Source organism: uncultured Planococcus sp. (genome assembly GCF_947501725.1).
Lineage (GTDB): Bacteria > Bacillota > Bacilli > Bacillales_A > Planococcaceae > Planococcus > Planococcus donghaensis_C.
This window is the reverse complement of record NZ_CANMXD010000001.1, coordinates 409,572-434,386: the sequence shown is the minus strand read 5'-3', so window position 1 is coordinate 434,386 and position 24,815 is coordinate 409,572. Positions and strand designations below refer to the sequence as shown.

The following is a 24,815-nucleotide window of genomic DNA, read 5'->3' as shown; positions in this document are numbered from 1 at the left end:
CCAAAAGTCTATGGTTCCAAAGCTATCTTATTTGTTAGTTTTTTTCGAATTTGTTAGGTATTTCGGGTTTTAGCGGGCTCTACTTTTTTCCTTTTTTTAGGTTTTAGTTGGATGAGTTTTCGAGGGTTCTATATGTCGCTCTGGTGTTTTGGAGTGGCATCTTGAGTTGGGTTCTATCCATCGCTCTGGTGCTCTGGAGCGGACTCCCGCGATAAGCCGGGCAGCGCTCCGCTTGCCAGTCTTATCGCTCCGTCCACTCCGTTGGCGCACCTGCCGCTTGGGTGTTGTGGAATATGCAGCGAACATGATGGGTGTGGGGGAAAGTAGCGAGTGGTTCTGGAAACGCTCAGCAGCGGTGGTGCACGCGCCTTCGCTTGGTGTGAGGTTGCAGGAATAGTTTTAATGTGGTTCTTTGAGTCGCTAAGCTCTGGAGTGGCATCTTGAGTCGGGTTCTATAAACCGCTCTGGTGCTCTGGAGGGGACTCCCGCGATAAGCCGGGCAGCGCTCCGCTTGCCAGTCTTATCGCTCCGTCCACTCCGTTGGCGCACCTGCCGCTTGGGTGATTTGGGATACGCAGCGAACTTGCTGGTTTGTGTGGTGGGAAGTTAGTGAGTGGTTCCGGAAATGCTCGGCAGCGGTGGTGCACGCGCCTTCGCTTGGTGTGAGGTTGTGGGAATAGTTTTAATATGGTTCTTTGAGTCGCTACGCTCTGGAGTGGCATCTTGAGTCGGGTTCTATAAACCGCTCTGGTGCTCTGGAGGGGACTCCCGCGATAAGCCGGGCAGCGCTCCGCTTGCCAGTCTTATCGCTCCGTCCACTCCGTTGGCGCACCTGCCACTTGGGTGATTTGGGATACGCAGCGAACTTGCTGGTTTGTTTGGCGGGAAGTTAATGAGTGGTTACGGAAACACTCGGCAGCGGTGGTGCACGCGCCTTCGCTTGGTGTGAGGTTGTGGGAATAGTTTTAATATGGTTCTAAAAGTCGCTTCGGACGCTCTGGAGTGGGTTCCCACAATAAGCCAGGCAGCTGGAGTACGCTGCCCGTCTTATTGCTCCACCCACTCCGGGGACGCGCCGGCGCTTGGGTGTTGTGGAATATGCAGCAAACATGATGGGTGTGGGGGAAAAGTAGTGAGTGGTTCTGGAAACGCTCGGCAGCGGTGGTGCACGCGCCTTCGCTTGGCGTGAAGTCGAATGGTTGCATATGGATTTTTGAGCTCTATAGGAAGAATTGACGCCTCTACCTCACCGTTTTAAGTTTCTACAAGAGAAAGTACAGATAGTATCTAACCGTCTTGCTTTTCTACATGAAGTTTCTGCGCTCTTACATGAATTCCATGTGAAGTTGATACGAAATTATGTGCTCAATGGGTAAGATCCATCGCTGACTATGAGTCATGCTTCGATAGAAAGTACCGCTCCTTATCAGCAGCATCCATAGGTCTTCACTTGGCGAGTGGAGGCGCATGTAGATCCTGATACCCGTTCAATTTCCAAATATCTGCATTTGCTTGCGTCTCATGATTCCTCTATACTTAAGGGTAGTCCACATTTTCCGTCTCTTTCTGGCGATCGATGCGCCTGATGTGATAAATCTTTTTGAGGTGATTTTTAATGAAAGTCAAATGGAGCTACAAACCTGTTTTGGTTATGCTAGCCACCATGTTTTACTTCTTTTTGCTTATAAACGGAATTGAAACATATTTAAATGGAAGCTATTCGGAACGTTCTATCTGGCGCGGGGAAAACAAAGAGGCCTTTTTCTTCAATTACATGATTGTCTTGAGTTTGTTCATTGTCTTTTTAGGGATTTTCAACCGCTATTTTATCAGTTTTATCCTCACCAACGCGATTGTAGTGATACTGGCGGTTTTCAGCTTTTATAAATTCAGCTTTTTAGGGGAATTTTTATATCCTTGGGATTTGATGCTTTATAATAATGTGCTGAATTTATTGCCGAACCTGTATGAAACCGTCAATTTAACGCAAGTCATTGTCATTTTCGGATTGATCATTGCGGTCCTTTCTGCGTTCTCCGCTTTTTTATTCATCAAGAAGCCGAAGCGCTGGATCCGCCTCAATCCTTGGGTGCGCTTGTTCTTCGTCGTTGCGGGTGCTGCGTATTTGAGCATCTTCATCTTTTACCGGTCAATCCCGGATGTGGAATCGACGTTGGAAGATGCGGGAGTCACCAATTTAGTTTTTGACCAGAGCCGTAATTACAAAACCAACGGCTTCCTGCTGACGTTCCTATTGAATATGCAAAGCGCCATCGTGCTGCAGCCGAGTGGCTATAATGAAGAAAACATTCTGGATATCGTTGATGGGTTGAACAAAGTTGAACCGCAATCCAACTCGACTGCGCCAAAAGATCCGAATATCATCTTCATCATGAGCGAATCGTTCTGGGATCCGACTTCTGTAGAAGGCACATCGTATAACGAAGATCCGATGCCGACCGTCAGAGAACAGCAGAACGGCCAGATTTTGGCACCTACTTTCGGCGGAGGTACCAGCAATGTGGAATTCGAGGCATTGACCGGCTTCACCAATATGTTCCTGCCACCCGGTTCTGTGCCGTACCAGCAGTATATAAAAAATGAAATTCCGGCAATGCCTAATTATTTGGCGGACCAGGGATATCAGACCACTGCGATCCACCCATATCCGAAATGGTTCTGGAACAGAGAAGAAGTCTATCAGCATGTCGGATTCGAAAAGTTCATCGATATCGACGGATTCACCGACCCGGCTTATAAAGGGCCCTATGTTTCGGACCAGCAGGTGACTGATACGATCATCGAACAGACGGAAGCGAATGAAGATCCGACGTTCATCTATGCCATCACCATGCAGAACCATACCAGCTATAATGTCGATAAATACCCTGAATTCAGTGTCGAAACGCAAACGCCGCCTGGAGTGGATCCGGTCTTCAACTTATTGCTGCGGTCCTACACACAAGGAATTGCGGATGCCGACGCAGCGTTCAAGAGTCTCATCGATTACTACGAAACATCCGATGAGCCGACCATCGTCGTCTTTTTCGGAGACCATTTGCCGGGCCTCGGCAACGATTATAAATTCTATAAGCAGGCTGAATACGTGCCGCGCGGAGCCGGAGACATCAACTGGAGCCTCGAGGATCAGTTGAAAATGCACGCTACGCCACTGGCCATCTGGAATAACTACGGCACTGAAGTTCCGGATCTCGGAACCATCAGCCCTTCGTTCCTTGCACCGACCGTCTTTGACCTGGCAGGAATCGAGCAGCCTTTGTACCATTCCGTGCTGGAAAAATTCCAAGCCGAAATGCCTGGCTACACGAACGACGTGAAAATCGATGCAGACGGTGAACTCTATAAAGTCACGCCGGACGAAGTCGAACCAACCAAGCGCGAATACGAACTGATCCAATACGATCTGCTCTTCGGAGAACAGTATTCGCTGGAGAAGTTGTTCGGGAAGCAAAAGTAAACAAAAACACAAACCCCCATGAACCGGGTCTCCGGTTCATGGGGGTTTTGAATTGTGCGGGAATTGTGCGGGTGCCTGGCACCCGCACAATTCTACTAGTCAGTCTCCTTCCTGCGGATGCGCGATTGATCCCATAAAGAGAACTGTTCCCGACTCTTCTTCGGTAATCGTAAAGAAAAACGGCCGGTCGACTTCCATGAGGATCGGTTCAGCGGGACCGGATGTTTCCACAAATGTCACAGACGTTGCCGCAGCTGCCTCTGTTCCTTCCTCGTTTACATCAATGAAGGTTTTCTGCAGAACTGAACTAATTTTCACGGGATTATCTTCTTGAATCAGCTTGGAAAAATTTGCCCCGTCATAAAATGCGGATTCCATGCCAAGTAACTCCAACGACTCCTTCAACTCGCTTTCATACTCTAATTGGAAAGTGGGTAGCTTGAGCGAAATTTGCTGTTCACTGAGTTCTGCTATCCACTCTTCCAATTTCTCCGCAGTCAGCGATGAAGAGAATTCTTCGAGAGAGGAGCTTTCGGATGGTAAAAAGACGTTCATACTCATTTCCCCTTCACCGTAAGGCAATGAAACGGCTTGGAAGCTGCTGTTTTCCATATAAGGAAAGTTCTCGGTCATAGCCATCAATTGCACTTCTTCTTCCGTGCCGTCCTGCAATTGGAACAATCCGCTCTCTGTATTGTCTTCTTTGAATGGATATTGCCAATCCCCTTTGAAATAGAGGGCGTTGATCAAGATTGCCACCGTCAATGGATGCAGAGGAGCCTCGACGATTTCCTCTATTTTCTCATTTGTCGCATCCGATACCCAATTATTGATCATGTCAACTGAACCATCATCCTCCACATCGATTTCCTGAATTTCCGCATTAAAATAATCTTCGGTATGTTGGGCAAATTCCTCCTGGAAAGTAAAGTCTTCATTTAGCCAAATCGAATTTCCAACGCTCAGCTGAATTTCTTCCGCTTCATTGTGAAGCTTCGTCATCATCGACGCATTCGCTTTATTCAGCTCTTCAACTTCAACGCCTTCTTTTTGCAAGACACGCGCAATTTCTTCTTTCGTCTCACCATCCGCACCGTTATAGGCCATCGATAACGCCATGAACAAACTCAGCGGAGAGATGAAGGTGTTGCCTTCACCATCAGGCTCGATTTGACCCATTAACTCCATTCCCAGCTGATTGTTGGCAGAGACGATTTTTTCATAGTCGCTTTCACCGAATTCAACATCACCTGAAATTTCAAGTCCCTGATTGGTTTCACCAGTACCACAAGCTGCAGCAGTTAACATAAGCCCGGCCGATAAAATTAGAACTTTTCTTTTTCTCATCCTCATCCGCCTCCTGTTAGTGGATTAGACTGGATGAAGTGGGAAAGGTTACAAACATTGCGGTGTCTTTCAGAGGCTGGTGCCCACACTAGTGTAAATACCGGCCTACCGAATACTCCATCATTGTGTGGGTGCCAGGCACCAAATAATAAAAATGTGATACCAGGAACGATTCTGGTATCACACTTTGATTAGTTTAGCTCTGCTGCAAGCGTCTGTAATTTCTCGAGCGTCATTTGATCTTTTGGCAGCTTGGTTTGTTAAGTTGTGTGGGTGCCTGGCACCCACACTTTACTAGTACATTAATTCACTTGTGATATATACTCATAATCTTTCTTGCCATCATTTAATGTGTACTTCACATAGTTATTATCTGTTTTCCATATGCCGATTCCAAAAGTAATAGATATTTGAAATCTTCCGTAAGATTGTATAGTTGTATTGATTCCACTAGAAGCCAACTGTTCCTCACTATAAGAACCTCTAGAGCTTGTCCCACTAATTATCTCTACGTTTTTCACAGTTAATGTATCCGAACTAAGATTTTGAAAAGAAGTGCTTAATGCATCAATTCGATTATTAATTGTAACCGATGCATATGTATTTAAATATATTTCAGGTTTGTATATTTCTATCATTTTAGCTTCTGCGGCTTCCAACTTCTCTATTCCACTGATTACTGCTTCGGGATTAAGAGCATAGGCAGCATTTACGTAATTTCTGGCAGTCTTCACTGTTTGAGCTTCTTCGTTTGTTAAGTTTTCAATAGCCGGTAATGCTTTTATAGAGGCTTCGGCTTTTATGATCGCCGCTTCAATTTCTTTCTCTATTTTAAGCTCCTCTATTACCGCTTCAGCCTCATTCAACTTTTCAATGCCGCTGATAATAGCTTGGTTATCCAATGTAAGAACTGAGCTCACAAATTCTCTCGCCTTCGTGACGTCTATATCATTTTCAAGCGTTAGCTGATCTAGCTCAGGTATTGCTTTTATTGCATTTTCTGCAGTTTCGATGGCATTTGCCAACTCTTCTTGTGCAATCAATACCTCAACCTGTTCTTCAGCAGCAATAAGTGCTTCTAACCCTTTAACTTCAGCTTCATTATCGATCTCAAGGGCTTTGGTTACTAATTGTCGTGCTTCTTGAATATCACTTGAATCCGATATTTTTATAGCTTCAATAGAAGGAAGTTCAGATATTGCTAGTTCCGCTGCTTTAATAGCAGGTGTCAATATGTCCTCTTTTTCAACAGTCACTTTAATAGTAAGATCTTCAGCCTTATTGCCAGCTTTGTCTTTTGCACTGAAAGTAATTGTATAAACTCCCGGTACAGAAGTATCCACTTCAGTTTGTTCCTTGTTTTCAAGCGTAATGACATGCGTAACCGCTACAAATTCATCTTTATCATCAGTTGCAGTTACATCCGGAAGTACGAACTCTCCATCAAAATTAACAGTGACTTCCGTTTCTCCATTCATATTAAGTTCAGGTGCTTTCTTATCAGACAATCTTTCATTCTTAATCAATTCAGCTCTATGTATGAAGATGGCATAATCTCCGCGTTTTATATTATCGTCGGTTCCAAAACTTGTTGTAGTCTTCCCCTGTGTAACTTCGTTATCAACCAAACCAGCTATTGCTTCCCGGTAACGTAAATTAACATCGGTAAATTTAACATTTCCCGTGTTTCCCTTAAGGTCATATGCGGAAGCTTTCGTTAGCATCAAAGCAATTTCTCCACGTTTAAGCAGATCATTGAATCCGAATTTCGTTGCACTTTTCCCCGAAATGATACCTGCATTTTTTAGTGCTTTAATAGCAGAATCTGCACGTAGTGGAACATCCGTGAAGCCTGAATCAGGTGCATCTGCATTTGCCAATCCTAATGCATTTGCCAAAATGACGGCAGCATCCCCACGTTTAATCTGGTTATCAATTCCAAATTTCGTTTCAGTAAGCCCAAGTGAAAGCTTGTTAGATACAAGATAATCCACTGATTCCGAGTATCTTTTTGAAACATCTGTGAAAGTAGAAGTCTCATCATTTGCTGAAACTCCTGGTACTATAGTTGACGAAATAAGTGCCGCCAATACCGTTGGAGCAAGCAGTTTGTGATAAAGATGCGATTGAATAGACATTTTAAGTATTCCCCTTAGTTATTATTTGTTAAATCTAGCGAACAAAAAAATCCACTAAATCTAATAATACCATCATTACAAATAAATTCCTAAAAAATTTATATTCCAATTTTCCCCATCGTCAGACAAGTTATCGTAAAGATTTTAAGTCGTGATCATGAAAACAAAAAGACCGCTTTTGAAATCCCTTGATTTCAAAAGCGGTCTTTTTAGCATTCATTTATTTGAATAAATTCAATTGTATTTTACACATGGACGCGATTCTTATTGGTTCATGAGGGTTTTGAATTGTGCGGAAATTGAGCAGGTGCCTGGCACCCACACTATTCCAAATACCGGCTTACCGAATACTCCACCATCATATGGCCTCTAGGAGTCCAATGGAAGCCGAGAAGCGAATCGACCAAACCGCTCTTCTTAAGGTCTGCGTCTGTCGCGCTTCCTGCTTTTTGTACAGCATTCGCATAATTATCGATCAGCCCGACATTTTGTTGCTTCGCGACTTTGCGGATTATCTCGTTATAGCTGTCTTCCCATGCCCGAAGACCACCTTTATCCGCATACAGCTTTTGAATATCCGGATTTTGCGCCGCTTGTGATTGGTAATAAATGCTTTCGATGACCGGCAGATTGGTCATCAATACGACTTCGATATCCTTTGCCTTCAACTGCGCGGACATATATGAAATATTCTTTTCAAACTGGGCTTTGCTGACTTGTGGTTCTTTCGTATCCGGACGGATCAAAGCATCGTTCACCCCGAACATCATCACGACAGCAGAGGGGTTTCGGTCCAACACATCGCGTTCAAAGCGTTTCAAGGCGCTCGCTGTGGTATTGCCGCTAACGCCCGCATTCGTGATTCCTGCTAGTTTCGGCCAGTTATGGTCCGGGTACGCTGGAAACTCTTTCGGCAAATAAGAACCCGAAGTGTTGCTATCACCAAACGCAATGATTTCACCCGAAGGCACCTGTCCACCTTTCCACTCCATTGCCCGGTTGGCAAATGCAGCCATTTGAGCTCTGGTGACAATCCCATCCGGCCGGTAAGTATTATCCTGTGAATATCCCACTGTGATGCCACTATCACGCAGCGCTAAAACATAGGTGAACATCCAATCTTCCGGTTTTACATCCGCGAAATAATTAGTCGAACGCCCAATAAGGTCAAAACTTTCCGCCAGGATCTTCGCCATCTGCCCGCGCGTCAACACCTCTTCGGGACCATACATGCCATTCCCTTTTCCATGAATAACGCCAGCTTTTTTCAAAGTTTCAATATACCCGAACGCCCAATAATCCGGCGCAACATCAGGATAACTCGCCGCCTCCGGTTTCACCGGCTTAATATCCGCAGCCAGCGAAATAATTTTCGCTGCCTGGGCACGGGTCACGTATTCATCCGGCTTAAACATTCCGTTCGAATAGCCATTTAAGATGTTTTTCTTCATCAACGACTCGATATCCCCATAAGCCCAGTGGTTCTCATCAACATCAGTCAAATCCGCGGCCAGACTGGGCTGTATAATCGAAAAGAACAGGATAATCGTAAGGAATCCGATGATGATTGTAGCTGTGCCACGTTTCTTTTTATGCATGCTGCCACTCCTTCTGAACAAAATGAATTGTGTGGGTGCCAGGCACCAAATATCAAAAAAGCGATACCGGGAACAATCCCGGCATCGCTTTTAAATTTATGAGTACAAGGTACTCAAGAAACGTTCAATTATTTTACAAGGTAGCCGTTTCTGTCGACTAATTCATTTTGGCCAGCTTTAACTGTAGTAGTCACTGAACCAGTTGGAGCTGTATCAAGTGTGAAGCGTACTTGAGTTTCGTTACCGTCAACAACTACCAAGTTACCAGCATTTGCTGTAGTTCCGCCAACTTTAACATCGAATACATTGTTAGCATCAACGTTAGGAATTGAGATAACTTCGTCGAATGTTACAACTACAACGTCACCAGCAACTTGCACTGAAGTGATTTTTGCAGATGTGTTGTCTTTGATAGTTACTTCTGAGTTAGCAGTAGCAATTACGTTTCCTGCTTTGTCAGTAGTGTTCAATACTGTCAATACAGCTGGAGTACCAGTTGTTTGGTTACCGATGTTAACTGATCCTGCAGGCAATTTGATAACTACTGTATCTTTGTCAGCATCTGTGAAGTAGATGTCAGTTCCAGCAGGTAAAGCTTGTCCGTCTAGACGGTAGCTTGAAAGGCTGATTCCGTTAGCAGCAACTTCTTCGCTGTATGAAACAGTGAATTCGTTTGTGTTAGTAGTAACTACTGAAGCTGTTGGTTTCACGTTATCAACTGCTGCTGGAGTTCCAGGAACAGTGATTGTTGATGATACTGCAGCAGATTTGTTGCCGTATGCATCAGTGAAGAATCCAGCTGGGAAAGTAACTGTGTACGTTCCAGCATCCAATGCTGCTGTAGTTGTTTTGAAATCTACTAAGTAAGTAGAAGCGTCATCAGTTTTCAACATAGATTCTGCATCAACTGCTGAGAAATTAACGCCTTGTGAGTTACGGATAGTGATTTCGCTATCAGATCCTGCAACTACAAGTTTTTCATTGAAAGTGAATTCCAATTTCTCGTTTCCAGCAGAAACACGTGTAGAAGAAAGTGTTGGTGCAGTTACGTCTTTAACGAAAGTTACTGAAGTGCTGTAGAATTCGTTTTTGTTTCCAGCAAGATCTGTCATAACTTTAGCTTCAGCGTACAAAGTGAAAGTTTGTGAAGTTGCTGTAGAACCTGCTGGGAATAATTCTCCTACATTCAACAAGTAAGTTTTGCCAGTTGTGTCAGTAGTATCGCGAACTAGATTAGCAGTAGTTTGCGTTCCACCCTGTTGCAATTTAACAGATACGCTGTCTTCAACAATATCTTCGCTCAATGTAACTTTAGCAGTGCTTTGGTTGACTACTTGTACACTAGTCACACGCGGTTTTTCCATATCTGCTGATGGAGCAGTTACAGAACCATTGTAGATGACCATTTCGTTTTTAGCTGCAGACTTGTCTGTAGCTCCTGCAATGTAAAGCGAAGCAGTTTGGCTAGCGTTCAATGATTTGTCGATTACTACTTTGTTGCCTGTTTGTGTGAAAGCAGTAACTGGCTCACCGTTTACACGGATTACAGTAGGAGCTGTCCCTAAATCTTCAGAGAAAGTAAGTGTGATTTTGCCGTTGTCGTATGAAGTGTTAGTGATTACTGGTTTAACAGTATCAGCATAAGTAAATACTTTAGAAGCCTTCTCAGTGTTTACCCAGTTGCCATCTTTATCTTTTGCATTAGTAGCAATCGGTTCAACTACAAGAACTTGATCTTTTCCTTCAACTGATGTAGCAAAAGTCAAGACGACTGAGCGCTTGTCAGCTGACAATTCAGCTTTAGCTGGAGTTGCTGTGCCTAATTTGTAGTTAGCAACTTCTGTTGCATCTTTAAGTACATCTGTATCAGCATTCAAAGTTGTGTTGAAGTTGACTTGAACCTGGTTAGCGTTAAGGCCAGTAACAGATGAAACAGTTGCTTCATCTTTAACTTGAGTCAATTCATATAATCTATGAAGGAAGATTGCGAAATCTCCACGTTTGATAGAAGATTCGATTCCAAATTTAGTTGGCGTTTCTCCATCAGTGATTTTGTTTTCAACTAATGATGCAACTTCTGTTGCGAAACGGTGTTTAGAACCGACATCAGTGAATTTAAGTTTAGAAACGTCGCCGTCTTCCAACTCATAAGCCTGTGCAAGCATGAATGCTGCCTGGCCACGAGTGATTGACTGATCCCAGCCGAACTTAGTATCTGAAACGCCGTTAATGATTCCTGCTTCTTTAAGAGAGTTGACTGCAACAGCACCACGTTTAGGAACGTCAGAGAAACCTGAAGCTGGAGCTGTTTCGTCCATTAAACCAGCAGCAGTAGCGATCATGATCGCTGCGTCACCACGAGTGATTGAAGCGCCTACACCGAATTGTGTTTCGTTGATACCGATTGCAATTCCGTTAGTTACTACGTAATCAACTGCGTCTGTATAACGATCACCCACATCAGTGAATGCTGAAGTTGAAGCTTGGTCTGCGAATGCCGCTGGAGCGATTGCTGATGCTACTAAAGTAGCCGTTGCTGCAGTTGCTACGAATTTTTTGTAATTTTTTGGTTGGTAAGCCATTAATATAATTCCTCCTTGGTTTGGTGGTGCTATAAATATATTGAGTCATATAACTCAATTCAGTTACCCGCTTCTCCCTAATCGTTTCCACCTTATGTAGATTAAGTACGTCTTATGAACGATACTAGAGTCCCACTTGTTATAGGTCGAACGAAAGATTTTATCAGATAACTAAACTCTTACTTAGTTTACCAAAGAATTACGTTAAATCAACCACTAATGTAATAATATATCAAAAAATTTACTAATACTTACAAAAATAATGCAGAAGCATTACATTTAATACCGATTTCTGATTTTTTCGAACATCTTATGGTATATTATCCCTATATTTTATTTCCTTTTTTCCCCTCTTTCACGGGAAATGAAGTTTTTTTACATTTTATAGTAATTTATTTTCTTCAACCATTAGCAAGAATATCATTTTTTTATTTTATTAATATTTTTAACCAAAAATATTGAGCTTTCAAGTCAGCAAAATCATGTCAATTTACTTATACTACTTTTTCTTTATTTGTTTAAATAAATAGTTTTTGATAAACCGTTAGTCTTTAGTCCCCTATCTCTGAACTCTTAATTCGCTTCCTATAATCTACTTTTTCTTCTCCAGCAATAGCCGAGTCAACTGATTATTTTCACCCATTTTTAGAATGCACGGGACCTCAATCTTCCCAAACAGAAAAAAACCCCGAAAGGCAGCAGAATTGCAACGCTGTCTTTCAGGGTTAGATTTACTGGATTCTATTTTATTTTGATTTGAGCAGATCTTCGTTCACCGTCAGCATCGCGAGGATAGCTGCCACATAGATGGAAACGGCTGGAGCGGTCAAGACGTGGCCTGCTGTATAGGCAATTCCGATCCCTAAAAGGAAAGCAACGCCATATAAAATATAGAAGTACGTAAAATGAGTCTTGATATTGACGACAAAGTGAATCAGGAATTTACCGGTGAACCAAATAAATGGAAACATCATATAAAGGAATGTAATCCATCCGAACGAATAGAACCAATCGTGAAAGTCCATTTCGATCATCGTTGGTGACTTGCCAGGTTCGGGAATTTCATAATTCCCCGCAAATCCCATTCCGAATAATTGCTGAAGGATCGGCGAGTTCTGAAAGTCCTCTTTCATGAACTGCGCGTAGGTTTCGCGTGAGCTGAACACCAGGTTCTGCACTTGTGCACTCGTGATTCCGGAATCCTCTTCTTCTTGCTGCTGCTCCTCGAAGCCTTCGTCCCCTTCGACTAACACTTCATCTCCAGGACGTTCGACGGCATCCCCAAAGTTGATGCCAAGCGAATCGATGTGCGCAAACATATTGCCGAATACTGGCGTTACAGGTGTGATCGCAATCAGTACAACTGTCAAAAATGTGGAAATCAGCAAATTGATTTTGATCGTCGCTGACCGTTTTTTCATTAGCAGCATGATTAAACTGCCGAATAATACCGATAATAGAACGATGATGATTCCGCCATAGCCGACTTTCGTGCCCAGTGCGAGCATGCCGATCGACAGCAGGATGAACGGAATCCATGACCAGGATTTTTTCCAGGAATCGGTTTTTTCAATGGCATAGAGAGCCATAATCGGCAAAACGATCGCCATAATCGCCCCGACTTCGTTACCAGCATAAAACCAGCCTGTAAAACCGACTTTCGTATGCGAGTAATTGGAAAGGCTCGTTCCCGTCAACTGGGCAATGATAAAAATAATTCCGATGAATAAACCTGAAATCCATAAGTATTTTGTCGTTTGGCTGGCAATATTGTAGTTCTTGTCTTTCAGCTGGCGATAAACCACCAGGAAACCGAACAACACAATATGGAAATAGATCGCTTTATTGAAGAACTTAAGCTCTTGGAACAGGTAATACGGATCTTTGATCTGCAGATTGCTGACAATATTGATGCCGATCAGCAATGCCAGACCGATCAAGTAAACAGTGAAAATCCGACTGTTTTTGCTGGTCCTCGCCATCCATAGCAAAAATACCAGTGCCAATGCCATATAAGCTGTCCGTAAAAGGACACCCACCGTCAAACTGGTTTCCACCATGAAGATGGAAGCCGTCGTCAGGACGTCAATAATCGGCTGAATGGCAATAAACGCGATGAAAAGTATTAGAATTTTTTTAGAGTCCATAGTAAAATCCTCTTTCATTTAATTAGCTCAAGTTCATGAAATATAGCAGAAAGTTTCGATTGAATCTTTCCCTGATCATAATTTTGTGCAGTTTCATAAGCAGCTTCAGCGATTTGTTGCTTTTCTTCCATTGTTAATCGGTTATACAGTTCCAACTGCTTAACCAAATCTTCCCATTCACCAGCCTCAAACAACCAACTATTGGTGCCGTCTTGGACATAATCCAAGATGCCGCCGATGCGGCTCGCCAAAATCGGAGTTCCGCAAGCCATTGCTTCAAGGCCCACCAATCCAAGGCTTTCGCCTTTTCGGGTGGTCGGGAATATGAAAAGTTCAATGATGTTGTAGATGGCCGCTAAGTCTTGATGTTTCATTAATGGAAAGTGATGGACAACGTCATCGAGTCCAAGATCGGACTTCATTTTAAAAAATGCGGCATCGTCTTTTCCAGAGCCGACCATGATTAAATGCGTTTTGTCTTTTTCAGCGGGATTTCGTTCAAGAAAAGCGGAAAAACCTTTTAATAGATGATCCCACCCTTTTCCGACATCCATCCGTCCAACATACCCAAAATAGCGCATATCGGAATTCAAGCCGAGTTGTTCCAGCTGAAGTTCCCGCTCCTCGGGATTCGGATAAAATACAGACGAGTTCACCCCACCTGAAGGAAAGATTTCAATCGGTGTCGTGACTCCGTATTTTTCATGGACAAGCTGTTTATAATAATTTGAAGGAGTGATGATCAAAGTGGATTGCTGCAATAGCTTTTTGACATAGGGCTGGAACTTCTCCTGGGATGCCACTTCGGGAACCACGTCACTGCCATGGACATTGGTGACAATCCGGACAGAAGGCTTCAGCTTTTTCAGGAGCAGGAGTGGAAACGCATTATGGGCAGCATAGTGCACATAGATGGCATCATACTTGCCCGTCATGCCTTTCCGGACCACATTGGCATAATGGCCCATATAAGCAGATAATTTTTTTGACTTGCTGACTGTTTTCTGAACGACAGCTTTATCTACAGTGAAACCTTCAGCTGTTAAAATGGCTTCGGTGTTTTTCACAAAAACACCGAAGCTTGGAAATTGCTCTGAAGGGTACATATTCGATACGAGCAAAATTTTCAAAGACATGCCTTCCTTTCGAACTTTACTTGTATTCTTCTAATTTTAACCTCATAAAATCCAACAAGTCTTCACGGAGCTCCGGACGCGCCAAGGCAAAATCCAAAGTTGTCTCCACAAATCCACGCTTTTCGCCTACATCATAACGTTTTCCTTCGAAAGCATACCCGTAAACGCTTTGCACAGCATTCAACTCTTCAATGGCATCGGTCAATTGGATTTCTCCATTTGCACCGACTTTCATATTATCCAAAAACCCGAAGATTTCCGGCGTGAAGATGTAACGGCCGATAATCGCCAAATTTGAGGGAGCTGTTCCCGCTCTTGGCTTTTCAACGAATTTATTGGCTTTATAAAGCCGGCCATCTTTTGTAGATGGGTCCATGATGCCATATCTATAGGCTTCTTCTTCCGGCACTTCCATGACACCGATGATGGATGATTGTGTTTTATCGTATTGGTCCATCAACTGCTCGAGGCCTGGCACTTCCGATTGAATGATATCGTCGCCCAGCAAAACAGCAAACGGCTCATCACCGATGAATTTCCGCGCCGTCCATACCGCATGGCCCAGACCGAGTGGAGATTTTTGGCGAATATAATGAATATCCACTTTACTCGATAACTGAACTGCATTCAACAACTCAAACTTTTCGGATTCTGCAAGACGGGATTCAAGCAAATGGGCAGAATCAAAATGGTCTTCAATCGCTCGCTTGTCTTTCCCGGTGACGATGATGATGTCTTCGATTCCGGAAGCGACCGCTTCTTCCACGATGTATTGAATGGTCGGCTTGTCGAGGATCGGCAGCATTTCTTTTGGCATCGCTTTCGTTGCAGGGAGAAACCGTGTACCTAATCCAGCAGCGGGAATAATCGCTTTCCTTACCTTTTTCATAGGCTTGCCTCCTAGTTTAGTTGAAGTTTTTAGTTTTATAGTCGATATTCCGCAAAACAATTCCGCTTTCCTGCGGGCTTGCGCCGAACTAACTCGGGCCAGATGCCCGAGTGGATTTCTCCGATGTCGCTGCGCTGCTCCCGCTGGAGTCTCCATTGTTTTGATCCATATCTTAATGGCAGTTAAATATTAAAACTTTTTTATTTATTTGGTATGACTCTAAGAAGAAAGAGCGGAAGGCGGCGGAAAATCGGCGGCTCCTGCGAAAGGGGCATCTTGCAGTAGCTCTGCTCCTGCATCGCTTCGCTGCTTCATCGCAAAGACACTGTCCGAACTCCCTTCGGCCAATGTCTTGTCCGCCTAGAGCGATTTCTTCCATCCTCTATCTCAGTTCTTCGAATCTCCAAGTACGTATACGTCAAAACCGGCTGCTTCCCACTTCGCGCGGTCTACACAGTTTTTGGTATCGACAACGATTTTGTTTTTCATCGATGTCAACGTCGTTGGGTCTAGATCCTTGAACACTTGGTGTTCTGTCAAAATGACCAACGCGGATGCGTCTTTTAAAGCTTCTTCAGCATTTTGCGTCTGTTCGGCGATGTTATTGACTTTGATATGCGGGTCGTACGCCGTTACATTAAAGTTCCGGTGAGTGAACTGCTCGACCACTTCCAGTGACGGGCTTTCGCGCATGTCATCGATATTGCCTTTGAAGGCAAGGCCAAAAATGGCGATTTTCGAATTAGTAATGCCTTTGGCTTCAAGGATACTAGCAGTCAACTGAGCCGTATACGATGGCATGCCATCATTTGTCTTGCGGGCCAGGTGGATGATTTTTGATTTCTCGGGATCCAGTTCAACAAGGAACCATGGATCGACGGCGATGCAATGTCCGCCGACTCCCGGGCCTGGCGTATGGATATTGACGCGCGGGTGGAAGTTGGCCAATTTGATGGCTTCCCAAATGTTCACGCCGATGTTCTGTGCAATCATCGCCAATTCGTTGGCGAAAGCGATGTTGACATCTCTGTATGTGTTCTCCATCACTTTTACAAGTTCCGCAGTGGTCGTGTCGGTTTCATGCATAGCGCCTTCTACGAACGAGCGGTACAGATCCGATGTGACACGGGCTGATTCTTCGTTGATGCCGCCGATGATGCGGTCATTGGATACCAGTTCCGTGAAGACTTTGCCTGGAATGACGCGTTCTGGTGAATGGGAAACGAATAGTTCCGTTCCAATTTCCAGTCCGGATTGGATCAATTCTGGAAGCATGACATTTTCAACCGTTTTTGGCGGTACTGTCGATTCGAGTACAACCAGATCGCCTTTTTTCAAAAACGGAACAACTGAAGCTGTCGCTTGGCGGACATATTCAAGCTCCGCTGTTTTATCCGGATTGATCGGAGATGGGACGGCAATGATGAAGACATCCGCCGCCACCGGCTTGGTGCTGACTGTCATTGCGCCTTTGTCGATTGCTGTTTCCAGCCGTTCCAATAATCCGTTCTCTTCTATATGAAGTTCTTTATTTCCAATCATTCGGACTGCTTTTTCATTGATATCCACACCATGGACCTGATGTCCATGATTGGCAAACATAACCGCTGTCGGCAAACCGATATAGCCCAGACCGACAACACAGATAGACTTCTTCATTTTTACATTAGCTCCTTTAGCGTGATCGCAATACTTTCATTAAAAAGATCGGCAAGTTCATCTGCCGTTTGATGCGGGATGGGCTGGAAATCAGCCGGTACAGCCACTCGATTCCGAGTTTGCGGAAAAGTGCAGGCGCCCGCTTGACGGTTCCTGAGAAGACATCAAAGCTTCCGCCGACTCCCTGGAATACTTGGACGTTTTTGAGGCGTCCCATGTTGCGTTGAATCCACAATTCCTGCTTGGGGCTGCCGAGTGCCACAAAAATAACTTTTGCTCCACTGTCGTTGATGCGTTCAACCAAAGCATCTTCATCTTTTTCATAGCCGTTGGTATAGCCCGCAATGATAATTTTCGGATGGGTCTGCTGGATGCTGCTGATTGCTTTTGTGACGACTTCTTCTTTTGCACCGTAAAAATACACAGGGTGTCCTTCCTCTGTGGCAAATTCCAAAAGCTTCGCCATCATGTCCACACCTGTAACGCGTGAAGTGATCTGACCGCCTTTTATTTTTGCAGCGAGCAGGATTCCGATGCCGTCAGCGATCTGGTACGTCGATGAGTTGATCAGCTCTTTGACTTTCGGATCACGTTCAGCGGCGATGACTTTTTCCGGATTCACCGCTATGATGGTGGACTGGTCGCCATTCGAAATTCTTTTTCTTAAATCTTCTATTATACCTTCATATGAGAGAGGTGAAACATTCACCCCTAAATAGCTTTCTTTCATCATTCGAACCCTCTATTCACTAGCTTTCAATTTTATTAGTATAGCAGATTCCAACAGTAGTTGCATAGGCTGTTTAACAAGTGATAGAATTTAGCAAGGACAAGGCTTGCGAGCTTTAGTTTGAGGAGGAAACAGTGTGAAAATAGTACTATCCGGCTTTTATGGATTGGGCAATACAGGCGATGAAGCCATCCTGAAAGCGATTATTGATAATTTGAGAGCAGAATTGACCGACCCAGATATTACTGTATTTTCTTTATCGCCCGACCAGACAGCGAAAGAATATGGTGTCAAATCGGTGTACCGGGCATGGAGACGTGAAAACAAAGAAAAAGTGAAAGCTTTGCGGGATGCGGATTTGATGATTTCCGGAGGCGGCGGCTTGCTGCAGGATACATACCCAACAAAATTCTTATTCGGTCCCCTTCCTTATTATTTACTGATTGTCATGCTGGCTAAAATGTGCGGCACAAAAGTGATGTTCTTTTCCCAGGGAATCGGCCCTGTAACATCGACATGGGGCAAGATCCTCATGAAGCTGTTTGCGAACCGCGCAGATTTCATCACCGTACGCGATCAGTACTCGAAAGATTACTTGAAGAAACTCGGCGTAACCCGTCCAGAAACAGTCGTGACCGCGGACATCGTTTTCGCTTTTAAAGCGGACGAAGAAGATCGCGCTTATGAATCCCTGCCGTTGACTGGGGACGAGAAGATTGTCGCCGTTACGGTCCGTCCATGGTTCAGCCATCCGGATTATATTGAAAAGACCGCTCATCTGCTGGATCAATTGATCGAACAGCGCGGCGTTACCCCTGTCTTCGTTCCAATGGAAGGAAAATATGACGTTCCTGCTTCAAAAGACGTCATGTCCAAGATGAAGCATGCAGACAAAACCCATTTGCTGGGTTCTGATTTCACGCCGAACGAGTTCTTGAATTTCATTCGCCATGCAGAATTGACAGTTGGCTTGCGTCTTCACGCGCTGATTTTCTCGGCCTTGTCGAATGTGCCGCATCTCGGGTTCAGCTATGACAAGAAAGTGGAAAGCTTCCTGAAACGTTCGGGCATGTGGGATTATTCTTTCCGATTAGGGGAGATCGATGAAACTAAACTATTGGACAATGCGTTATACCTATTGGACAACAAAGCACAAGCGCAGCAGGTCATGGAACCGAACGTAGCCAAGCTTCACGCTGAAGCGATGCGCAACATCGAATTGCTGCAGGAAAATTTTGTGAAATAAGCTTTTCAGGAAGGAACTGTAAAATGAAAATTCTATTGGCGACAACTTACGATTATCCCCATCTCGGTGGACTTTCTACACATATGACAACGTTGAAGACGGGCCTTGAAAACCTAGGGCACACGGTCGAAACCCTTTCTTTTTCCGACGTGCCGAAATGGCGCCGTGACTTTATAGCCCGCGGCCCTTCTTTCCTATTAAATAAAGCTTCGCTTGGAGCCGGCTATGTCTGGACCTTGAATCGCCGACAGGAATTCCTGGAACAGATTTTGAAGGACGACAAATATAAATCCTTCGACATCATCAATGGCCAGGATGTATTCGCGACACGCGCTTCTCTTAATGTCGGTTTGCCGACAGTCACGACGACCCACGGCTATTTGACTTACGAAGGCATTTCAAAAGGCTCCGTAGCTGAAGGCAGCAAGCATGCACAGAAACTGCTGGATGTGGAAAACAGCATGTACAAAAAAACGCGCGCCGTCATTACAGTCGATACGCGTATCAAAGAATACATCAAGCGCGAAGCCGGCGTCGAAGCGTCGATGATCAAAAACTTCATCGATGTGGAAGATTTCAAACCGGAACTCGAGCGCCGCGAAGAATTCCGCAATAAATACGGCATCGCACAAGACGAATTGATCTTCTTCATCCCCCGTCGATTGACGAAGAAAAACGGCGTCATCTATCCGATTCTGTCTTTCCCTCCTGTACTGGAGAAATACCCGAATGCCCGACTGGTCTTTGCGGGAACCGGTGAAATGATGGATCAGATGAAGGCAAAAGCAAAAGAGCTGGGCATCGACAAGAATGTCACTATGCTTGGAGCCGTGGATCACAAGGACATGATCCAGTATTACGCATTAAGCGACATTGCACTTGTTCCTTCCATCTATTCTGCCGGCGTTGAAGAAGCGACATCCATTTCCGCTCTGGAAGCTATGGGATCAGGCATTCCGCTGATTGCTTGTGCAGTAGGCGGACTGAAGGAAATCGTCGACCACAACATAGACGGCCTGCTGGTTGAAGAAAAAAATGTCGAACAGCTGTCAGATGCCATGATCCGTTTATTGGCAAACCCTGAAGAAGGTGCAAAGCTGGCCAAAGCGGCACGCACAAAAATCATCGAGCAGTATTCACATTTTGCAGCTGCCGAAAAATACGAAAAGATTTACCAAGAAGCGCTGACAAAAAACTGAGTATCCAAAGAAAAAGTGGCCGGCTCTCTATTTTGAGCCAGCCGCTTTTTGTTGAGAAAGAAGTGAATTCATGTCCAGTCTTAAAAAAGCAGCCATCTGGACCACGGGTCTGGCCCTCTTACTAAAGTTATCGGGTTTGCTGCGCGAATCGATTGTCGCCCGTGAATTTGGGGCTTCCGCTGAAACAGACGGTTATTTCCTGGCTTTTTCTTTTATCACCCTAGTGGTGGCTATGATCGCCACCGGCTTCAATAATGTCTTCCTGCCACTCTATATCAAGAGACGCCAGAACAAGATGGACCTCACCGACCGCAACGCCAATGCCCTTTTAAATTGGACGATGCTGCTGTTCATCGGTGTTTCGGTCGTAGGATGGTCCACCGCAAGCTGGTATGTGCCGTTCATCTACGGCGATATGCTGCCGGCAACTGAAGTGATCGCCATCGAGATGACAGAGGTTTTCTTCATCTTCATGACCTTTATCGCACTTGCGGGGCTGCTGGAATCCTATCTGCAATCACGCCGCGTTTTCGTGCCTACACTTGTTTCCAAATTGCTCGCGACGTTCATGTCCGCTGTGTTCGCTCTGCTGTTCAGCGATATTTGGGGCATCTATGCACTTGCCTACGGGTTTGTCGTGGGGACCATTATCGGTGCAATTATCCAACTGTATTATCTAGTGAAATCAAACTACAAATGGGAACCGACATTGAAGATGGAATCTGATTTCCGGAAAGCCTTTGTCATCCTGATCATCCCTTCCCTCCTGAACTCTGTGGTGGGGCAAGTGAATTTATTCGTCAACAAGGCTTTTGCAACGGGAACCATCGAAGCCGCTGTCACTTATTTGAATAATGCTTCACTGATCATCAGCATTCCCAACGCCATCTATGCCGCTACTTTAGCTGCGATTATCTTCACATTGATGTCGGAACAGGCAACGGATCAAGCGAAATTCAAGGATACCTTGTTTTTGGGCATGGAGATTTCGTTCGTGACGCTCGTTCCGATTTCCGTCGGCTTGCTGGTCGTTGGAGATGCCATCATTTCCTTCATCTATGAAGGCGGCGCTTTTACCGCCCAGGATGCAGATTATACTTATATGGCCTTGCTGTTCTACTTGCCGATCGTCATTTTCCAAGGTATGCAGCTGATGCTGTCGAAATCGATGTACGCCCGCGGAAAAACAGCTATCGTTTTCCGCATCTCTGTCACGACCATCGCGCTGAACTTCCTGTTGAACTGGTTCCTGGTGGATGATTACGGCTACTTGGCTTTAGCCTTTGCTGCATCTGTCGTTTCCGTCTACTATTTCACCTTATCGATGATTGTGGTTTACAAGGATTTGGGCATGCAGGAATTCAAACGCTTTTTATCGATGGCAGTTCGCGTCATCATTCCTGCTGCCGCGATGGGATTTGCGGTTTGGGGAGTGAAAACGGCCTTTTCAGCTACGGAATGGCCCGCACTTGTCCAACTTGCCGTACTTGTCCCAGTTGGAATTATTGTTTACGGTGTATTGCTGCGATTTATGCACCCAGCCGGATTCCGGCGCTTTATCGGATTGATCAAACGCAAAAAGAAAGGGTGATGATGTGTTAAAGAAAGTCATTTGGGGAGTCGGCATTTTCTTGCTGGCCGCTCTGCTGCTGTTTACCGCTTTTATTTTTATTAAAGAAGACTATATGATCTACCAGGGCGACGAATTTGATGTGTTCGTCGAATTGCCGGCATTATTCACCGTCACTGCTCCTGAGCAAACCGAACGGACCCTGGAAAACACCCAGGACGTCAGCCAGCGTGCTGACATCGAATTATTCGGTTTGGAAATCGGCTTTATTGAAATAACCGAACGGACTTTGGGCAATGGCTCTAAATTCCTTTTCGAACGATTGGAAAATAGCAGCTGGCTGTTCTTCCCTGCTACTGTGACCATGGCCGGGCTAGAAGACCACGAATTCACCAGCTGGAATCCGACTGTGGTGGAGCACGAGTACCACGACGTATTCGGCGTCGACGCCACGGTCAATCCATTCGGCACCTTGAAAGGCGCAGATGTTGAGCTTCTTCAAAGCAATGTCTACCTTTCAAAGAAAATGCAAGCTAACTATGAGGATGGCACAAGCAGCCACCTCCGGGAACTTTCCAAGGAAGTGACCGACCTGGAGGTTACAGAAAACTCTATTGTAAAGGAGTTTTGGCTGCGCCCGGTCCACCTTGCCGAATCATGGGCGATGATTTCGGAAAGCCCGCTGTTTTCTTCAACGGAATCGGAAGAAGAATGGATCGATCATTCCCTGCACAATCAAACCGTCCAATTGAATTGGTTGACGACGGACGGCCCATATACGAAGCTGCCTTTCTCGATCGAACCCAGCACGAAAATGGGGTATGGCCGTGCCATCGGCCGCTTTGAAGATGACGAGGCTATGCGCTGGAACGAGAAAGATCCTTCCACTTTTCACGAAACGATGATTTTGAATTCACGCGTCAACCTGCTGTATTACCTGGCTGAGTTTGACGGTTCCCGTTGGCCTACCGAATACACCAGCACCTGGCTGAAAAACGCTTATGAAGTGACTGCACCTTATGTCGATACACGTTATAACGAATATGTCGCTTTTTACCTGGATGAAACTGCCCGGCTTTATGATGACGAAATCGAACAGGACGGGCTGGCTGTGGAAACTTATGCTGATTATTTATTGAGCCAGGTAGAAGCGGATCAAATCCTTCCAACAGCTAACGGTTATTTGATCGTTGATTATTTCGATGAAGATGACGATACGCCGCTGACCCACGCTTCTTTGAACCATGAGCTTGGCGGGCTGAAGATTTTGCTTCAGGCTTACGGCGATACTGGGGATAGTGAGTATCTGGAGGCAGCTGAGCAAGTGACTGTGGGCATTGAAGAGTTTAATCAGGAAGAAGGCGGCTGGATCCGGGAAACTGGAGACTTGTGGTACCAGGCGCGCCCTGATGGGACATTCAGCGGTGACGATTATCCTCAGCTGACGTTGTTGGATCTGCTGGAGACGCAGTTGCTGCTGGAGGAGCTTGGCATGGAACGGAATGTTTATTTTGATGAAATGATCGAGTCGAAGCTTGGGTATTTGGAGAATGAAGATATTGAGCTGATCGAGAAGGTTACTAGTTTGATGGAGTAGGTTTTATGGTTGTTTTAGTGAGTGGTGGTATTTTTTGCGGGTTCTATCAGTCGCTTCGGACGCTCGGGAGGGGACTCCCGCGATAAGCCGGGCAGCGCTGTGCTTGCCAGTCTTATCGCTCCGTCCCCTCCTGTGACGCGCCGGTGCTGGGTGTTTCTTAATACGCAGCGAACCTACTACTTGTAGGTGGGATTTGAGTGAGTGGTTCTGGAAACGCTCGGCAGCGGTGGGGCACGCGCCTTCGCTTGGTGAGTGGAATAGATCTGAGTGAATCTGTGAGTGGTGGTATTTTTGTGGGTTCTATCAGCCGCTTCGGACGCTCGGGAGGGGACTCCCGCCATAAGCCGGGCATCGCTCCGCTTGCCAGTCTTATCGCTCCGTCCCCTCCTGTGACGCGCCGGCGCTTGGTGTTTTTTCATACGTAGCAACTTACTTTTTGTTTGGTGGTAGGTGGAGTGGAGTTCTGGAGACGCTCGGCAGCGGTGGTGCACGCGCCTTCGCTTGGTGAATGGAATAGATCTGAATGATTCTGTGAGTGGTGGTATTTTTTGTGGGTTCTATCAGCCGCTTCGGACGCTCGGGAGGGGACTCCCGCGATAAGCCGGGCTAGCGCTTCGCTTGCCAGTCTTATCGCTCCGTCCCCTCCTGTGACGCGCCGGCGCTTGGTTTTGCGGGATACTCAGCCAGCTTCCTTTTTTGTAGGTGCTAGGTTGAGTGGGTTCTGGAAACGCTCGGCAGCGGTGGGGCACGCGCCTTCGCTTGGTGAATGGAATAGATCTGAATGATTCTGTGAGTGGCGGGTTTTTTTGTGGGTTCTATCAGCCGCTTCGGACGCTCGGGAGAGGACTCCCGCAATAAGCCAGGCAGCGCTCTGCTTGCCAGTCTTATCGCTCCGTCCCCTCCTGTGACGCGCCGGCGCTGGGTGCTTCTTCATATGCAGCAATCTACTTTTTTGTTTAGTCGTAGGTGGAGTGGGGTTCTGGAAACGCTCGGCAGCGGTGGGGCACGCGCCTTCGCTTGATAATCATGAAATGCTTCTATATAAAGTAATTAAAGTTTTAAGCAGAAGGGTTCACGTTTCTACGTGAGCCCTTCTTTTTCTTTGTGTAAATTCTCTTCGGATTTATATCACGTGTATGGATGCTTCACTCAAATAGAGTTCACCTCATTTCTGAGAGCAATATTCAGGAAAAACGTGCCGTGTTTGATCTGTGGCGGTTCGCCTGCGAACCGCTTCCAATCGGGTAGTTGAACTTTGAGAAAACTGTGGATGCAGGTAGAAATCGAGAAATTTCAGGTAGGGATTTGAAAAGTTCAGGTAGCCGCATCACTTGTTAAGTTAAGAACTCGAAATTTGAAGATAGAAACACAAGTTACTAACTTAGCCCGCAGGAAAGCCCCCGTCTGAAGCGATTTCTTCACCCCTTCTATATCTAAACAAACTAAAAAAAGACGCTTCGGATAAGCCCCGAAACGTCTTTTGTTTTCTTGCTATTGGT

Annotated in this window: 14 protein-coding genes; 5 read left to right on the top strand and 9 right to left on the bottom strand. The window is 45.4% G+C overall.

The window, feature by feature from the left end; genetic code table 11:
- Positions 1-1,615 precede the first annotated feature (1,615 nt).
- The gene (locus Q0785_RS02080; protein WP_298824611.1) at positions 1,616-3,478 is read left to right on the top strand and encodes an LTA synthase family protein; all 1,863 of its coding nucleotides are present in this window, start codon (positions 1,616-1,618) and stop codon (positions 3,476-3,478) included.
- Between the two features lie 99 nt (positions 3,479-3,577).
- Here the strand turns inward: Q0785_RS02080 and Q0785_RS02075 are convergent, their stop codons facing one another.
- The 9 genes from Q0785_RS02075 to Q0785_RS02035 form a co-directional block, all read right to left on the bottom strand.
- Entirely contained in the window at positions 3,578-4,825 is a 1,248-nt protein-coding gene (locus Q0785_RS02075; RefSeq protein ID WP_298824608.1) for a serpin family protein, read from the bottom strand.
- Between the two features lie 302 nt (positions 4,826-5,127).
- On the bottom strand, positions 5,128-6,963 hold the full coding sequence (locus tag Q0785_RS02070; RefSeq protein WP_298824605.1) for an S-layer homology domain-containing protein: 1,836 nt from the start codon (positions 6,961-6,963) through the stop codon (positions 5,128-5,130).
- Positions 6,964-7,286: 323 nt separating this feature from the next.
- On the bottom strand, positions 7,287-8,561 hold the full coding sequence (locus Q0785_RS02065) for an S-layer homology domain-containing protein (RefSeq protein ID WP_298824602.1): 1,275 nt from the start codon (positions 8,559-8,561) through the stop codon (positions 7,287-7,289).
- Between the two features lie 128 nt (positions 8,562-8,689).
- The gene (locus Q0785_RS02060) at positions 8,690-11,143 is read right to left on the bottom strand and encodes an S-layer homology domain-containing protein (RefSeq protein WP_298824599.1); all 2,454 of its coding nucleotides are present in this window, start codon (positions 11,141-11,143) and stop codon (positions 8,690-8,692) included.
- Between the two features lie 746 nt (positions 11,144-11,889).
- Positions 11,890-13,290: an O-antigen ligase family protein gene (locus Q0785_RS02055; RefSeq protein ID WP_298824596.1), complete on the bottom strand. Its 1,401-nt coding sequence runs from the start codon at positions 13,288-13,290 to the stop codon at positions 11,890-11,892.
- 14 nt (positions 13,291-13,304) lie between these two features.
- Complete coding sequence (locus Q0785_RS02050) at positions 13,305-14,420, bottom strand: glycosyltransferase family 4 protein (protein WP_298824593.1); 1,116 nt, start codon at positions 14,418-14,420, stop codon at positions 13,305-13,307.
- A 22-nt stretch (positions 14,421-14,442) separates the two neighbouring features.
- Positions 14,443-15,315, bottom strand: coding sequence for a UTP--glucose-1-phosphate uridylyltransferase GalU (gene galU / locus Q0785_RS02045; protein WP_298824590.1), 873 nt, complete (start codon positions 15,313-15,315; stop codon positions 14,443-14,445).
- Positions 15,316-15,702: 387 nt separating this feature from the next.
- Positions 15,703-16,974 carry a nucleotide sugar dehydrogenase gene (locus tag Q0785_RS02040; RefSeq protein ID WP_298824587.1) on the bottom strand — a complete coding sequence of 424 codons (1,272 nt, stop codon included), beginning with the start codon at positions 16,972-16,974 and terminating at the stop codon, positions 15,703-15,705.
- 16 nt (positions 16,975-16,990) lie between these two features.
- Entirely contained in the window at positions 16,991-17,707 is a 717-nt protein-coding gene (locus tag Q0785_RS02035; protein WP_298824584.1) for a WecB/TagA/CpsF family glycosyltransferase, read from the bottom strand.
- A 133-nt stretch (positions 17,708-17,840) separates the two neighbouring features.
- Between Q0785_RS02035 and csaB the strand changes: the two genes are divergently transcribed.
- From csaB to Q0785_RS02015, 4 genes are all read left to right on the top strand, one after another.
- Positions 17,841-18,950 carry a polysaccharide pyruvyl transferase CsaB gene (csaB, locus tag Q0785_RS02030; RefSeq protein WP_298824581.1) on the top strand — a complete coding sequence of 370 codons (1,110 nt, stop codon included), beginning with the start codon at positions 17,841-17,843 and terminating at the stop codon, positions 18,948-18,950.
- A 23-nt stretch (positions 18,951-18,973) separates the two neighbouring features.
- On the top strand, positions 18,974-20,149 hold the full coding sequence (locus Q0785_RS02025) for a glycosyltransferase family 4 protein (protein WP_298824578.1): 1,176 nt from the start codon (positions 18,974-18,976) through the stop codon (positions 20,147-20,149).
- Positions 20,150-20,219: 70 nt separating this feature from the next.
- Positions 20,220-21,740, top strand: a complete 1,521-nt coding sequence (locus Q0785_RS02020; protein WP_298824575.1) for a lipid II flippase MurJ — start codon at positions 20,220-20,222, stop codon at positions 21,738-21,740.
- Between the two features lie 4 nt (positions 21,741-21,744).
- The gene (locus Q0785_RS02015) at positions 21,745-23,316 is read left to right on the top strand and encodes a hypothetical protein (protein WP_298824572.1); all 1,572 of its coding nucleotides are present in this window, start codon (positions 21,745-21,747) and stop codon (positions 23,314-23,316) included.
- Positions 23,317-24,815: the final 1,499 nt, after the last annotated feature.

What these genes read in the sequence shown, in the direction of transcription:
- Q0785_RS02080 (WP_298824611.1), top strand. Translation starts at nt 1,616, where the DNA reads ATGAAAGTCAAATGGAGCTACAAACCTGTTTTGGTTATGCTAGCCACC.
- Q0785_RS02075 (WP_298824608.1), bottom strand. Translation starts at nt 4,825, where the DNA reads ATGAGAAAAAGAAAAGTTCTAATTTTATCGGCCGGGCTTATGTTAACT.
- Q0785_RS02070 (WP_298824605.1), bottom strand. Translation starts at nt 6,963, where the DNA reads ATGTCTATTCAATCGCATCTTTATCACAAACTGCTTGCTCCAACGGTA.
- Q0785_RS02065 (WP_298824602.1), bottom strand. Translation starts at nt 8,561, where the DNA reads ATGCATAAAAAGAAACGTGGCACAGCTACAATCATCATCGGATTCCTT.
- Q0785_RS02060 (WP_298824599.1), bottom strand. Translation starts at nt 11,143, where the DNA reads ATGGCTTACCAACCAAAAAATTACAAAAAATTCGTAGCAACTGCAGCA.
- Q0785_RS02055 (WP_298824596.1), bottom strand. Translation starts at nt 13,290, where the DNA reads ATGGACTCTAAAAAAATTCTAATACTTTTCATCGCGTTTATTGCCATT.
- galU (WP_298824590.1), bottom strand. Translation starts at nt 15,315, where the DNA reads ATGAAAAAGGTAAGGAAAGCGATTATTCCCGCTGCTGGATTAGGTACA.
- Q0785_RS02040 (WP_298824587.1), bottom strand. Translation starts at nt 16,974, where the DNA reads ATGAAGAAGTCTATCTGTGTTGTCGGTCTGGGCTATATCGGTTTGCCG.
- Q0785_RS02035 (WP_298824584.1), bottom strand. Translation starts at nt 17,707, where the DNA reads ATGATGAAAGAAAGCTATTTAGGGGTGAATGTTTCACCTCTCTCATAT.
- Q0785_RS02025 (WP_298824578.1), top strand. Translation starts at nt 18,974, where the DNA reads ATGAAAATTCTATTGGCGACAACTTACGATTATCCCCATCTCGGTGGA.
- Q0785_RS02020 (WP_298824575.1), top strand. Translation starts at nt 20,220, where the DNA reads ATGTCCAGTCTTAAAAAAGCAGCCATCTGGACCACGGGTCTGGCCCTC.